Here is a 13268-nt window from a genome sequence, read left to right as displayed (position 1 = left end):
CATAACATTATGCGCAATCATATAATGCTCCGCTTTCACCAGTAAAACAATCGTGCACAGCCTCTGCAACAGCCTTAGGAGCTTGCCCTTCTGCTGCATAGACATTGATCGTCACAGTGCGGTTGTCTGTTACCTGATTACTTGAGGCTTGAGACTGGGTTACCGACACAGGCAGTAGTTCTTTTCTTGGCGTACCACCTGCAATTGAAGCATTTGCCTGTAATGAGGGAGTGTACTCGCCTGGAACTGCACCAATGACTGGCTTTTTACTTTCTTCAGCTTTTTTTTCTTCTTCAGAGTCCCCTCCCATGCCAAAGAAGGTTGCTATCGCACTGCCAATGCCACCTGCGTTAAATGCTGCCTTCAACTTATCCCAGGTAGAGATTAGTCTGCCGACTGCCAATACAGCTACACTAATCGCCAACCCGATAGGGTTCGACATAAAAGCCAGCCCGACGGCTTTAATGCCGCCAATCAACGCAGGGAACACACCGGAAAGGAGCGGAGCAACAGCTTGTCCCACACCAAACAGTGTTTTCACCATCTGGTAGCCGGAATACACAAATTTCATGCCCAACACGCTTCCTACCACGGCAGCAACATTTCCAAATCCACCGAGCGCATCTGAAACACTAACCACGGTATCCAGCAATGAAAAAGCAACATCAACTACCTTCGGTAATACCTCGCCAATCATTGCTCCAAATGCTTTAATAGAATCTCTGTGTTCATTAAATAATGCACCAATTTTCGGACCAATCTCCTCTATAAACGGAGCCAGCGCGCCACCGATGAGCCCAAAGAATTCCGCAGAAGCAGAAGACACCACGCTCCCGACATTTCCCATTGCCGAAGCATACTTCACAGCTCCAGAGCGTCCTTCTTCAGACAGCACATTATATTTAGCCTGTTCGGCATAGATATCCTTCAAACCACCTTTCATCGTTCTTAAGTGCCCAAAGAAAACTGTTGCATCACCACCAAACAATTTTTTTGCTGCAGACTGGGCAACCTGCGCATCGCCAGCACCTTTAATGGCAGTTGCTATAGTTTCAAACTGCTGTTCAGGAGATAGCTTTTCCAGATCCTTAAATGATAATCCAAGCATCTTTAATGATTCAGTCATCGGCTTTACATCACCAGACTTCTTTGCTTCACCGAACTTGGTGTTCATATTCTGAATCATTTTGCTTGCAGAGTCAGACTTCAATCCAGCGTCTGCCGCCAAAGCACTCCATGCACCAAATGCCTTACCAGAAACACCCAGCGATTGAGCCAGCTTTTCCTGCTGTGCTGTCTGCGCATTCACCGCTGACATTTTTTTAGTGAAATCTACAGCCTTACCAATCCCAATGCCTAGGTAGCCTGCAAACCTTGCTGTTGTCTCAAATGCCTTGCCAATCTTTACAATGCCACCTTTGCCAGCTCGCATTTTACTCATACGAACTTCTGTTTTACCAATGGCTTTGGACAGTCTGTCCTGTTCAAGGCTACATCTTTTTGTATCGACGCCTGCTGCACGCAACGAATCCCCAAGCTCTTTTAATCTGCTGCGTTGCTGCACATATGACGATTTTGCTTCGTTTGCTGCCTTGCGGGCAGCGTGCATAGACTGCGTCATTTCCTTTGAAGGCTTAGGTACACGAGCGACAGCACGCTCCAGCTTATCCGCCTCACGTTTCAGGGTACGATACTCACGCCCCGCTTTACGCACCTGCTGAGGATCAAACTTCTCAAGCATATTTTGCTTATTTTTCAAATCTCGAAGAGAGTCGCCAATCTTAATGTACTCTTTTTCCACAGCCTGCGTTACGGCATTGAGTGCCGGGGCAATTGCCCCACCAACCTCAACCATTACTGTTTCTTTATTCTCTGCCATTCAGCCTCCCTAGCTCCTGCACCCACATGGCAAGCTCCTCACATGACATCTCCATCAACTCGCTGTATCCCCAACCTGTATGACTGGACAGATACAACACGTAGTTACGCGCCAGTTCTGGCGTTAGGATAAAAAATCGTGGTACGCACTGTGAAGCTGGCTGTAATCCGCTAACTCAAGCTCCTCGAGCACATCCGGTGTAATTTCACACAGGTTAGCAAACAGAGTCAGTTCCATCTCCTCCTTACCGGATGCCTTTTGCGCCACGATCTGATCACGCACTTTAGGGGCACGCATGGAAAGTTTTTTGTATTCATGTCCATCCACGGTAACCGGGTATTTCAATTCAATATCAACAGTACGCATTGGTAATTCCTTTTTTCTTTCTTGCTGAGCAATTCTACTCATGAAAAAAGTCAGGGCAGCACATGTATGCGTCTGCACCTGACTTTCATAGTGTGTATCCGGTTCCCGCCAACCTTGACCCAACGGGAACCGATACTTTTACCCTGCTACCGAATACATAAACTCCGGCAGCATCTATGCCGACATGCTACAGACCAAGGTTAGCGCGGTGCTGTGCAAGCTGATCTTTGCCGTTGATGATGCGCTTCATATTCAGCACATCAATCTCGTGCACAACAATGCCGTCCTGAGTGTATTTGTAGTATTCAAGATTAACTGTGTACGCTGTGGAAGATTCACCACCAGCTGTCCATGCAGTAGGTGCAATCTTGGTAATGCGACCGAACATAGTCACAACAACCGGAGTCACAGTTCCATTGTAACTTTCAAGACTAGCCTTAATTGTAAGCTGAACCCCACCTGCTTTATTCACACCGAACAAGCTCAGTGTTTCAGTACAATTTTTTGTTGTAGTGAACGTGGCCACAAGCTCTTCCATGCCCTTATCAATAGAAATAGGAGCATCCATACCGCCAACGCGGAACTGTTCAAGCTTAAGGCTCAGATCAGGAAGTTTTACTTCTTTAAGATTACCCGCAAAGCCATGACCATCCACAAACAGGTTAGCACTTTTTAAAACGTTTTCTGCAACTAACATTATTTAAAAACCTCCTGCACGTAGCCATTTGTCATACGGCTGCGGAATGTTACTCGTTCTGCGGTGTATGCCGGTGTAAAATCGAAATCAAAGTAGGTATGCCCCTGCTCAATCTCGCTGGAACTGTTGATTTCTTCATCAACCCAGCACTTACCGCCCAGAATCGCACCTTTCTGTTCCAATGTGCGCAGGAACTGATTTACTGATTCCTGCACAGCTTCAAAGTAGATACGACCAACAGGTCTATCCACTGCCCACAGGTGCGCCTGCTGGATGGATTCGTTAATCATGTCCGCGATACGACGTACAACAAGGAACGCCCAACGGGCATCACCGGAAGTTGTACGGTTACCCCAAAGTCTGTAACCATCTTCGCAAATAATGGTTGCAATCTTGTTCTCGTTCAGCACATTCGCTTCGCTTGCAGTATCGCCCATTTCAAACGGAATTGGACGCGCAACACCGGAGATGCCGAGAATCTGTTTGTTAGAAGGAGACCACCAGAATCCTTTTTCCGCATCTGTGCGGGCAATAACACCAGCAACGCGGGCAGAAGCAGGCTCGTCCACGTACGCACCCTTTCGGAACACAGTGACAAACGGATCAACAATGTAGGTTCGGGCAGAGCCGAACAGTTTTGCATCCTGCATTGCAGCTTCAGAGTTGGTGTTGCAACCGTCCTTAATGGCAATCGCGTTCAGCTTTTCAGCAATAGTTTCCAGTTCAGCAGCAACAGCATTTTTCAAGAACTGACCAGAATTATCCGGATCTTCAACACGCTGATGCGTAAAGCCCGGAGCAATCAGAATTTTAGGTTTAACAGCGCACTTGGATTTCGCACCAAGCAGAGCGTGCACACCCTTCAGGCCATCATTAGAAGTGCCGCCGACAACATTGGTCATAGTTGCAGCTTCGTTATCCCCCTCTGCAACACGCACAACCACAACCAGACCGTGGTGCTGGTCGAAAATAGCATCCATAGCATTCGGCAGTGTACCAACAGCATTACCTTTGGTATCCAGCAACGCAGCTTTACGCGGACTGCCATAGATCAATACCGGTGTATCGAGCGGAAACGCTGTCTCATCCGCGTCCGGAGCAGTACCCACAATACCGATCACTGAAGAACGCACCACCTTGACCGGACGACCGCCCTCATCAATCTCTACAAATTCCACACCATGCAAAAAATCTGTACTCATCATTTACCCTTTTTAGTATGTCTCCGACGGCTCTCCGAGGGGCAAGGGCTTTGCCCTGCACCCACAAGGGGCTTGCCCCTTGACCCGTTTAGGAGATTGGTTACTTCGTTACCTACCCTGCATTTTCAGCTACAAAGTATTCTTCCCCACCATAGTGAACGGCTAAAAAGTAGTGGACTGCCATTAATGCCCGCGCAGGCAAAAGCAGCCTGCTCTTTTTCGTGCACAGATAGATCATATTAGCGAGGAAATAGAGGTCTGCCCTCAATTTGTCCTCCCCTTCCTGATACATCCAATCATGGATATTGCAGGCTTCCGAAATATCTGCCCCTACCAAATTGTCCGGCACAATTTTGCCAATCAACCCTTCAGGCCCACAGCCATTGCAGACTCGATTCTTTAATTCCTGCGAGGCCTCAAGGTATGTTTTTGATGCAAGAAGCTTCATGTCTGTAAATACTTCCTGATATAATTTTATCGTACTATCCTGATAGTCAATTACGGCATTTTTTTACTGCCGATTATCTCTGTCGGGTATGACGCGGTTCGGGAAATATCGACCGCAAAGAACTATCAAGGTAAGACGTGTTACGTAATCTCTATAGCGTCAGCTGCAACAAGCTGTGCCTTTTAATCAAACAACAGTTAAGTTATTAGCACTCAAAACTAGCGAACCAGAACTCCGAAGCTACACCAATCAGACAGAATTCACACAACTAGCCCCACAAATCTATCCAGTTGGCATTAGTAGCTGCTCGTAAGCCACAACATTTGGTCGCTGTTTCACCAACATCGATAACTTCCGCCGATTCCAAACGCTGCACCTTGGTGGGTATTTGCGGCCTTGTTTTTCGTGCCCAAGTTCACTTGATCGTGATGTGTTGGAGTTCGGGAACGATATACCGCAAATAGCTGCCAAGGGATGACGCATGGTTTCACGCGCAAGGCGCAGGGGGAATGGAAAGGGGTATCTGCGCTAGCATATCCCGTCCCCCCGCGGGAGCGTGGCAAAATCATGCTTGGGACTTTGTACGCCCTAACAGAACAGTAAACGTTACCGGCTAACTTGCTTCCGTCTTTTCTGCAGCTTCAACAGCTTCTGGAACAGCAAAAACAACCTTAATGGCAACTACCTCTTCCGGTGTTTTGGCTGCTGTTACTCTGTCCTGCAGGGCTAGGCGCTGCCCTGTCACATTGCCTGCAATTGCAGTCCAATTCTTTGCATTGGCATCAATACGTTTTGCAAGCTCAAGCACATCCATGCCGCGTGTGGCAGCAATGGCGCGCACAAGCCGCGCGGATGCTTTTGCATCTGCAATGAGTGCCTCTGCTTCTACTCGCTGCATATCCCATGTCTGGCGTTCCATGTCGGAATATTCAGCACTACGCTCTTTTAAAAAGGCATCATGCGCTGTTGTGATCTCGCTTTGCTTGGCAAGTTTCACTTGCTCAAGTGACAAGTATTCAACATCCCACATAAGCTGGAAACCGTTTTCTGTATCGCCTTCTACACGTTCATTTGTAAGCTGCTGGTTCTTTGCATTGTACTGCGGCTGTTCTTCCGTAAGAGGGTAGATATCAAGCGTTGCTAAGTCGATGTCGTCATGCAGCAAGCCACGGCTAGTAAGCTGGAATGCTGTATATTGTGTTTCGGTGGCTGGTTCGTAGTATTGCATTATTTACTCCATTTCACAGAGGATCAACTCCCAAAAAAGACAGTCCCAAAGTTAAGGGATAAACATCCGGCATGGCACTACCCAATTCGGATTAGACCTAATGCCATAAACCAGACCGCCATCGATGGGAGGCTGTATCCAAGCACTTGCATCTCGATACTCTGAAGAGCTCCAAATACTATTTGTGCCAATCTCATTAAATTTACTACCACTTGTTTCGTCAGCGGCATCAATGACAGCTTTCTGCTCAATAATTCTGGCTAACTCATCTTTATTGGGCAGAAAGAAATCGTTACAGCCTTCAAAAACAAGATTGTCACAATACTCAGCAGCAGGAGCGCCAAAGGAACCGTATGCATCGTTCATACTGTTATATGGGCTTGAACACAGGATGGCGGTATTCTGAGCCCCAGTCCTAGGATCTTTTATTGATGCGGATGTAATGTCTGTTAGACTTGTATTCGTTCCTCTAAGTCCCCACTGTCTCTGAATACGCTTAGACGCTGGGGCAACGATGAGATAGCCTTGCTGACCATTAGCAAATGTATGAGAGATCGCTATCCCCCCGTCAAACCGTGCACCATTCCCAACGGTTTTAGTCCGAAACGCTCGTACCTCAGACCATGCAGACCAACCGCGTACAGCATCATGCACACGCACGCGCATGGTTAAGGCTGTATTCCGTTCCTGCGTTGGTAAATCTACAAACTTCTGTCCCACGTTTACAGTTTCTGTATGAATCACTTCACCGTTCTTGCTAATTTCTGCTTCAATTTTATCCTGCTGCAGCGTGCCGCCTTCCTCAATAACAGGCGTTGCAATCACAGCTTTCAAACCAGTCCACATAACCTCGCTACCTTCCTGCGGTGCAAGAATGGTAGGTGCTTCAATGAACTGAAACAGATCTGTGGTGAACACATCAATTGTTGTCCAGCCGCTCCATGTATCGCCCCATTTGGTGCGAGCATGAAGGTACAAGTGACTGCCAGTCTGCAATTTTTCAGCTGGTACTTTCCAACTGGTTACGGCACCAAGTTCACCAGACTCTACAACCACAGCTGTGCGTAACAGATCTGTACTGATGACAAACTCTGTATGTTCATGATGCTTGGTTGTGTCGTCAGAAGACCCTGCGGTAATAGTCAGCGTTGGAGTTTCACCAATTCCGGTCGCATGGTTAGCCGGAGAAGTGAATGCTGGTGCATCTACGGGCACATCCACCACGGTAAACTCAACTGGTGCACTCCACAGGCTAGCTAAGCCGCCGTGCTGCCAGGTCTGGAAACGAGCACTGAATACAGAATCAGCAGGAACCTGCGGTGCAGTGAGGGTAACGGATTCTTTTGTCACCTGCGGTGCAAAATCACTGGTTACATCCTCTTTTGCAGCATTGAGAATCTGCAATTTTACCTCTGTTTCCCACAGGGTATTTTCCGGCACACCGGTAACTTTAAATCCGATTGCTTCGCCCTCGTTTACACGATCTACATAGCCATTAGGTAACTTGAGAGAAGGCGCAGCCACACGCATGTCTGGATGCGGATCTGCCGCATGTTTATGCGCACTTAATTCAGTATCTAAATCTTTTTTTGACGCACTCACAAAGCGATCTTCAATCTCAACAACCACCTCTGCACCTGTGCCTGCTTTTACAATCACGCGCAGAGGCATCTCGACAGGAGCGTCGCTTGCTGGCGGCAGATAACTTGCCAGTTCCGGCGGTACAAAGTCTGCCATGTACAGCAGTTCACCATTTTCAGGATGACGGGCAGTTACACCCATTTCTGTCATCATAAAGCCTTCGGTCAGGCCGGTGTTTGAAAGCACACCGTTGAGTACTACTGCTCCGCCCTGCTTTTCGTACTCTGTAATTGCCACTGCACGTTTAGATGTTTTCAACGCCGCAGGTGGTGTGCCTGTACGCTCTTCCTCGCTCCACATGCCGTTACCCACGTGGATGCTTAACAGTTCGAGAGGCTGTCCCTCGTGCACCATGCGAAGCAGATCCACACCTGCATCCGTCAATCTCATGCGTTTGAATAAACTCATTAATTACCCTCTACTCTTGCTATTACCGGTACATACATTTGCGTAATGCCACCGGAGTGATATGTAGTCTCTGTCTCAACCTCTGCCGCACAATACGGGCGCACATAGCATGGCACGCTTATTTGGCCGACCCCGATCTCTGCAATGGTGTGGTCAGCATCGTATTTTTGAAATGTCGGCAGGAATCCGTTAACAGAGGTGCATGACATACCCATGCCCCCCACTGGGACAATGGCCGTATCCACTGCCAAATCATTCGGGAGCCCACCGGATGCGCTCAACCCAAGCTGCGCTACGGCTGCAATACCGACTTCCCCTTCAACATCCTGCGGAACTGAAATGGCGGTTAAATGCGAGCGGGTATTTTTTGCGGAGTTCACAACAGTAAGGATTTCTTGAAAAGCCTCGCTGCTCCCAAGCGCACCTTTAACTTCCAGCGAATAGGTTCCCGCCTGCTTTTTGGGTGTTTCTTCCCACCATTCGCGGGCTGTTACTTCAACCCCAAGCGCCCCTAAAGCATCCTCAACCGCACCGCGAGTACCCTTTTTTTTATGCACGGCAATGGAACGTGCCACCGTCTGCCTTTTTTGCTCTTCGCTCCACTCTTCATTCCACTCATCAACTGACCATTCGTATGCAAGCCAAGGCAACGTCTGCATAGGACATTCAGCCGGATTCCTGAGCGTGTTAATGAGCACAGGAAGTGAAAAAGAACGTGCACAGGTCTTCTCTAACGCCCGTTCATATTTTGTGGCATTTGAGGGAAGCAGCGTCATTCACTTCCCCCTTGTGTCAACGTAATATTGGTGCAGTATGCAGCTTCGCTCTGCTGTGTAAGAATGTCCTGAGCCGGAGAGGTAATCTCCACACGGGACACACCTGCAATATGCAACGCCGCGTTAATGCCTGAACGTGCGATGCAGGTTCCCAGCTTATGGCTGTCTGCAACATACTTTTCCAAATTGGTACGCGCTTCGCGCAAAACATTTTCCGATGACGGCCCCGGCAGGATATGTACAGCTGCCTCAACTTCGTACTCTTTAATAACTGCGGGCAGCACTTCCAGATAGTCCGTAAACGGTCTGGTATCCTTAGAAAACACAGCTTTTACTGCATCAAGAACAGCCTTTTCCGGAACGCCAGTACCTGCCTTGCCGAGTACGTACAGCTGCACGTGCACTGGTTCTGTTGAAGATGGGTACGCATCCTTCACTCCTACAACAGATAGTGCATGAAAAATGTACGCTCCCTCTGGCCCTGCAGTACTGAAACCTTCCGGTGCCATCACAATGCGTTTTCGAAAGTCATCGCATTCCTCATACACTGGCGGTCTTGGTGGATATGCATCCGGATCGCCTGCGTCGAGAAGCTTTCTTTCCAGCGGAATTGATGCCGCTAAGTGATCAAGATCTGCACCTGTGGCATAGGCCACAAGCACTGCTTTTACTGCTTCATTAATACGCTGTCGCAGCAACAGCTCCCTGTACGCGTTTGCTTCAAAAATCTTGTATGCTGGGTCAGAAGGAACCGGCGCTGTAAAATCCGGATCAATTTCCTTGTGATATGCAATAAGTTCCTGAAGAATTTGCTCTACGCTTAAAGATTCAATAATCTCAGGTGGCACGAGACGTGAAAGATCAATTGCATTGAACGCGCTCATGTTACCTCCACTCCTTCAAGTGTGATCTGCTTACCGTCCGGCAGGTATTCACCTGTCAGATTCAGAGCCAGCACACCGTCTGTTAATGATGCAATGCGAACATTTTTCAACGTAAACCTCGGCTCCCAACGATGCAGGGCTTCCGCTGTCGCTGCATAAAACTCCAAAGAAGTGTCTGCATTAACCGGCGCATCAATGAGACTTGGCAATCGCGAACCGTACTCTCGATTCAACACCCGTGTACCAATTCGGGTTGAAAGAATGTCAGCAATGGACTGCCGTAAATGCGCTATGCCGGAGAGTCTCTCTCCGGTGTGTTTATTAATACCGTTCATGAGTGCAAATTAGCAGTGTGCGACAAACTATTCCAATGCAGTTTGTGACTATTGCGTAAAATATGTATTTTTTTCTTTAAGCGTAGCATCCTCGTAACATACATAAACTATCAAATAAGGTATCGATACATGACATAACGATGAATGTAACGACACCTTTTCCCACAACACAAAACAAGTTACATAAAAACAAACAATACATACGATAGATCATGTGTCGGGTTCAAATCACAAACCTCACGAGGAACTGTTCGCTATGAGGGTGAACCTGTTCCGCCTTCTTTGCACGAATGGGTATGGCTGTTCAGCGAAACCCCAGCAACAACATCAGCATCAGTTGAGATGGTTTCTGACGCATGCAGGCTTCCTTTAAAGCTCGCATTCCCTCCACCGGAGCCGCCACCTTGTGTAAGTGCACCGTTTATTGAGGTCACACCATTAAGAGATATCTGAGGAGCTTCAATTGTTGCAGAGGAACCTGCTGTGATAGAAACAGCACCTGCAGCTTTGACTGTTACATCCGCCTCAGCCTGAGCAAGGATGTTGCCTCCGGCTTTGCAGGATATATTGCTACCTGCATCTACTGACACGGCACCTTCTGCCTTAACCGTAACATCGCCTTTGATATCTGCAGTCAAAACATGGCTGCTCCTGTCGTACATGATGACGGAGCCATCTTTATAGATTGTTTTTTGAATATCAGGACTATGTTCCGGTGCGGGATATGCTGTCTGGTTCAATGTCCCCACAATCACCCCCAACGCATGACCAGCTGGAGTAATCACCAGCACCTGCTCGCCCACCTCAAGGGCATCGTACGTACGATTCCCCGCTGCCCTTGCAGCAATCCACGGCAGATAGTCTGTAACCACGGTTCCAAACTCCACACGCGCACAATTTTTTTCGTAATCAACAGAATGTACTGTGCCTATGCGAACCATGGTATGAAACTGCCGTTGCAGTTCAGCCAATTGAAAATTCATTATGCACTCCTCACCCTAACAACTTGTATTTATCGATATGTGCCAACCCAACCTCCGGTGCCATGGACACGTATGCCTTCTCCGGCATTGTGAAATCATCCCCTTCTTCTGTCCCGAGATAGACCGAAAGTGTAAACTCAATCAGCCACGGACAAAGATGATGCAGCGCTGGCAATGTGGTATCAGCCTTCGCACGAACAAACTCTGCCCCACGCATTGGTAAGCCAAATCTATTTCCTTCGATGCATTGCGCTAACGCTCCAGCCAGCTGCCTTGTTTTTCGATCTGCTCCTTCACCACTATATGCGCCAACAATTCTCAACTCGAAATGCAGGTCAACAGGCAGCAAGTCAGCGCATTCACGCTTCTTGCTCTCAAACAGCGGCATAGAAACAATGCAGGCAGGAGCCGCATAAGGTAGTTTCCCCATAGCATCACCCGTATCTGTGACAAGGGGTGCATCTTCTGCAACTGTTTTAAAAAGTGGAAAAGCTTTTGCAACCGTATCAAGTACTGCTTGATGGATGTTCTCAATGGTTACTGTATGGGAACTCTCCGTCCCTGCACCTGCCGACTGTAATTCTGTATCTGCCATAGTAACTCCACACTTATTGCTGTAAGATCTGTGCATTGTATCCAGACCGCATTCCATCTACTCCTGACTCTTCACCCAACGGCTATAGACCATCTTCACTGCTGATATCCCCATGCCCAAGGCATCCGCTATTTCCTGATACCGCAGTCCCTGCTGCCGCATCCGAATTATGCGTGAATTACGCTCAAGCTTTGTAAAGCTTGAGCAGCGCGGAATTGTTAAAGGCTCACCTGCATACTCCTGTGCCAGTTCCAGTGCAGCGTCTTCTCCGATAGTTTTTACAAGCCAGTGCGATGAATGCATTCGTGCCGGACTCGGCACATAAAGGCTGCGGCTTTTTTCTTTCTGTTTACCGCGCACAAGCTGCAGTGTTTTTTCCACACCAATGACACTGGCAATTTCCTGAGCAGTGGGTGGTAGCTGTACAATTTCAGACTGCATCGCTGCTACCTCCTTTGCTTCAACTGCACAGGAGTACTTCCATCGGAAGCAACTGTTGCAAAACACACTGGATGCTTTTCAAGGGAAGCAGGTGTTCCTGACCCTCCAGAACTATTTCCTGAATCATCTGCCACTCTGTGAACCTGAGTCATTCGACGAAGAAACTCATCCAACCCGGGAACATTATGTCCGGCAGACTCAAGTCTGAGGGCAGATTCATACGCTTTAACCCCAAGTCGCAATCCTGCTGAAACCAGATCTACTGTTTCCTGAACATGCACCTTCATTCTAGCAATCTCCTTCACTCTGTGGACGCTGCTGAAGAAAATGCATAAAAGTAGTAACAATGAACGCATTAACCCTAAAAATGCATAAATGATTCTTCATACATCCTCGCACCTATATTTTAAAAACAAAAAAGCACATGCATAAAAGCATGTGCTCACAGTACGAGGTTTATAAAAAGTGTTATGTGTATACACTTGGATACACATAATTTTAATTTTTTATATTAAATCAGACAATTTTTCCTTTGTAATATACTCTAATCCATTTTGCATAGAAGATAAAAACACCTCTACTGAGACAGCTTTGTTTCCACATTGCTTGCAAACACGCTGCCGAACAACATACTCTTCATCTGCTACATTAGATCTTGGGACATGTGTTTTGCCACCGCACTTTGGACATAACATTCTATTCTCCTAGCATAATTTACTGAAATTCACTGCTACCTGAAGTAGACATCCAAACGAACAGATACCATGCGGTTACTCTTTACCGCAATAAAAAGTTGACACAAGGTAACTTTGTGACACATAGTTCCTGCATGACAACACATACCACAGAAAATGCTCAGGCATGGGCAGTAATTATGGATAGAATCCGGCAAGAATATGCCGCAGGGCAAACCCAACTCTCTATTGCCCAAAAAATGGGGGTAACTAAAGTTGCGGTAAGCCGCTGGCTCAGCGAAGAACGAGGAGGTGACCGCACAACGTTTGGCGATATGATACGCTATGCAAAAGCACTAAACATCCCGTTCGAAAAGCTTGTCAACCTGCCAGTCACGCAACCTGCCAACCCACTTACGGAATTTGACAAAGCACTAGGCCGCGTTCTTAAAGAATGCGCTCACGAAGCCGAACTTTCGATACAAAATCTTGTTGATCAAATCGGCATATCGCAAGCACACATTGAAGCAATTCTTGCTGGCACAGCACCACTCACCGGAGAGTTGCTACACCGCTTTTGCAATACAGTTGAGGTAGGAGCTACCGTGCTGTTTAAAAAAGCTGAAAAACAAGCAGCACAGCACAGATAACCTGTTGCTTTTATAAAAAGTTACTTACTAGTCAGAAAAATCTAGGATCTGAAAAACTCTT

Annotated in this window: 16 protein-coding genes; 1 reads left to right on the top strand and 15 read right to left on the bottom strand. The window is 47.5% G+C overall.

Annotation, left to right across the window (positions count from 1 at the left end; all coding sequences use genetic code 11):
* Positions 1-7: 7 nt before the first annotated feature.
* The 15 genes from SP90_RS08000 to SP90_RS07930 form a co-directional block, all read right to left on the bottom strand.
* Positions 8-1879, bottom strand: a complete 1872-nt coding sequence (locus SP90_RS08000; protein WP_066854371.1) for a phage tail tape measure protein — start codon at positions 1877-1879, stop codon at positions 8-10.
* A gap of 123 nt (positions 1880-2002) precedes the next feature.
* On the bottom strand, positions 2003-2245 hold the full coding sequence (locus SP90_RS07995) for a phage tail assembly protein (RefSeq protein WP_066854370.1): 243 nt from the start codon (positions 2243-2245) through the stop codon (positions 2003-2005).
* A gap of 187 nt (positions 2246-2432) precedes the next feature.
* The gene (locus SP90_RS07990; protein WP_066854368.1) at positions 2433-2942 is read right to left on the bottom strand and encodes a phage major tail tube protein; all 510 of its coding nucleotides are present in this window, start codon (positions 2940-2942) and stop codon (positions 2433-2435) included.
* A complete protein-coding gene (locus SP90_RS07985) occupies positions 2942-4144 on the bottom strand; it encodes a phage tail sheath subtilisin-like domain-containing protein (protein ID WP_066854476.1) in 1203 nt (400 codons plus the stop codon). The genes SP90_RS07990 and SP90_RS07985 overlap by 1 nt, the downstream gene beginning before the upstream one ends.
* A gap of 112 nt (positions 4145-4256) precedes the next feature.
* Positions 4257-4592 carry a hypothetical protein gene (locus SP90_RS07980; protein ID WP_066854366.1) on the bottom strand — a complete coding sequence of 112 codons (336 nt, stop codon included), beginning with the start codon at positions 4590-4592 and terminating at the stop codon, positions 4257-4259.
* A gap of 613 nt (positions 4593-5205) precedes the next feature.
* Entirely contained in the window at positions 5206-5820 is a 615-nt protein-coding gene (locus SP90_RS07975) for a hypothetical protein (RefSeq protein ID WP_066854364.1), read from the bottom strand.
* Positions 5821-5871: 51 nt separating this feature from the next.
* Positions 5872-7869, bottom strand: coding sequence for a DUF1566 domain-containing protein (locus SP90_RS07970; protein WP_066854362.1), 1998 nt, complete (start codon positions 7867-7869; stop codon positions 5872-5874).
* Positions 7869-8645 carry a phage tail protein I gene (locus SP90_RS07965; protein ID WP_066854360.1) on the bottom strand — a complete coding sequence of 259 codons (777 nt, stop codon included), beginning with the start codon at positions 8643-8645 and terminating at the stop codon, positions 7869-7871. Before SP90_RS07965 ends, SP90_RS07970 begins: the two co-directional genes overlap by 1 nt.
* Positions 8642-9529, bottom strand: a complete 888-nt coding sequence (locus tag SP90_RS07960; RefSeq protein WP_066854358.1) for a baseplate assembly protein — start codon at positions 9527-9529, stop codon at positions 8642-8644. The genes SP90_RS07965 and SP90_RS07960 overlap by 4 nt, the downstream gene beginning before the upstream one ends.
* Complete coding sequence (locus SP90_RS07955; RefSeq protein WP_066854356.1) at positions 9526-9864, bottom strand: GPW/gp25 family protein; 339 nt, start codon at positions 9862-9864, stop codon at positions 9526-9528. The genes SP90_RS07960 and SP90_RS07955 overlap by 4 nt, the downstream gene beginning before the upstream one ends.
* Before the next feature lie 254 nt (positions 9865-10118).
* Complete coding sequence (locus SP90_RS07950) at positions 10119-10847, bottom strand: phage baseplate assembly protein V (protein ID WP_066854354.1); 729 nt, start codon at positions 10845-10847, stop codon at positions 10119-10121.
* Positions 10848-10857: 10 nt separating this feature from the next.
* The gene (locus SP90_RS07945) at positions 10858-11442 is read right to left on the bottom strand and encodes a hypothetical protein (RefSeq protein WP_157471223.1); all 585 of its coding nucleotides are present in this window, start codon (positions 11440-11442) and stop codon (positions 10858-10860) included.
* 57 nt (positions 11443-11499) lie between these two features.
* Complete coding sequence (locus SP90_RS07940; protein ID WP_066854351.1) at positions 11500-11883, bottom strand: helix-turn-helix domain-containing protein; 384 nt, start codon at positions 11881-11883, stop codon at positions 11500-11502.
* A 5-nt stretch (positions 11884-11888) separates the two neighbouring features.
* Positions 11889-12170 carry a hypothetical protein gene (locus tag SP90_RS07935; RefSeq protein WP_066854349.1) on the bottom strand — a complete coding sequence of 94 codons (282 nt, stop codon included), beginning with the start codon at positions 12168-12170 and terminating at the stop codon, positions 11889-11891.
* A 219-nt stretch (positions 12171-12389) separates the two neighbouring features.
* The gene (locus SP90_RS07930) at positions 12390-12578 is read right to left on the bottom strand and encodes an NrdR family transcriptional regulator (protein ID WP_066854347.1); all 189 of its coding nucleotides are present in this window, start codon (positions 12576-12578) and stop codon (positions 12390-12392) included.
* A 116-nt stretch (positions 12579-12694) separates the two neighbouring features.
* Here SP90_RS07930 and SP90_RS07925 point away from each other — a divergent pair, with 116 nt between their 5' ends.
* Positions 12695-13207, top strand: a complete 513-nt coding sequence (locus SP90_RS07925) for a helix-turn-helix transcriptional regulator (RefSeq protein ID WP_157471222.1) — start codon at positions 12695-12697, stop codon at positions 13205-13207.
* Positions 13208-13268: the final 61 nt, after the last annotated feature.

The sequence above is a fragment of the Halodesulfovibrio spirochaetisodalis genome (assembly GCF_001672295.1).
GTDB classification, from domain to species: domain Bacteria; phylum Desulfobacterota; class Desulfovibrionia; order Desulfovibrionales; family Desulfovibrionaceae; genus Halodesulfovibrio; species Halodesulfovibrio spirochaetisodalis.
The sequence above is the reverse complement of the archived record's forward strand: the minus strand, read 5'-3'. Positions and strand labels throughout refer to the sequence as shown.

Coding starts and splice junctions, on each gene's coding strand:
- SP90_RS07965 (WP_066854360.1), bottom strand. CDS start 8,645: ATGACGCTGCTTCCCTCAAATGCCACAAAATATGAACGGGCGTTAGAG.
- SP90_RS07990 (WP_066854368.1), bottom strand. CDS start 2,942: ATGTTAGTTGCAGAAAACGTTTTAAAAAGTGCTAACCTGTTTGTGGAT.
- SP90_RS07985 (WP_066854476.1), bottom strand. CDS start 4,144: ATGAGTACAGATTTTTTGCATGGTGTGGAATTTGTAGAGATTGATGAG.
- SP90_RS07975 (WP_066854364.1), bottom strand. CDS start 5,820: ATGCAATACTACGAACCAGCCACCGAAACACAATATACAGCATTCCAG.
- SP90_RS07940 (WP_066854351.1), bottom strand. CDS start 11,883: ATGCAGTCTGAAATTGTACAGCTACCACCCACTGCTCAGGAAATTGCC.
- SP90_RS07935 (WP_066854349.1), bottom strand. CDS start 12,170: ATGAAGGTGCATGTTCAGGAAACAGTAGATCTGGTTTCAGCAGGATTG.
- SP90_RS07955 (WP_066854356.1), bottom strand. CDS start 9,864: ATGAACGGTATTAATAAACACACCGGAGAGAGACTCTCCGGCATAGCG.
- SP90_RS07950 (WP_066854354.1), bottom strand. CDS start 10,847: ATGAATTTTCAATTGGCTGAACTGCAACGGCAGTTTCATACCATGGTT.
- SP90_RS07945 (WP_157471223.1), bottom strand. CDS start 11,442: ATGGCAGATACAGAATTACAGTCGGCAGGTGCAGGGACGGAGAGTTCC.
- SP90_RS07970 (WP_066854362.1), bottom strand. CDS start 7,869: ATGAGTTTATTCAAACGCATGAGATTGACGGATGCAGGTGTGGATCTG.
- SP90_RS07980 (WP_066854366.1), bottom strand. CDS start 4,592: ATGAAGCTTCTTGCATCAAAAACATACCTTGAGGCCTCGCAGGAATTA.
- SP90_RS07930 (WP_066854347.1), bottom strand. CDS start 12,578: ATGTTATGTCCAAAGTGCGGTGGCAAAACACATGTCCCAAGATCTAAT.
- SP90_RS07960 (WP_066854358.1), bottom strand. CDS start 9,529: ATGAGCGCGTTCAATGCAATTGATCTTTCACGTCTCGTGCCACCTGAG.
- SP90_RS07995 (WP_066854370.1), bottom strand. CDS start 2,245: ATGCGTACTGTTGATATTGAATTGAAATACCCGGTTACCGTGGATGGA.
- SP90_RS08000 (WP_066854371.1), bottom strand. CDS start 1,879: ATGGCAGAGAATAAAGAAACAGTAATGGTTGAGGTTGGTGGGGCAATT.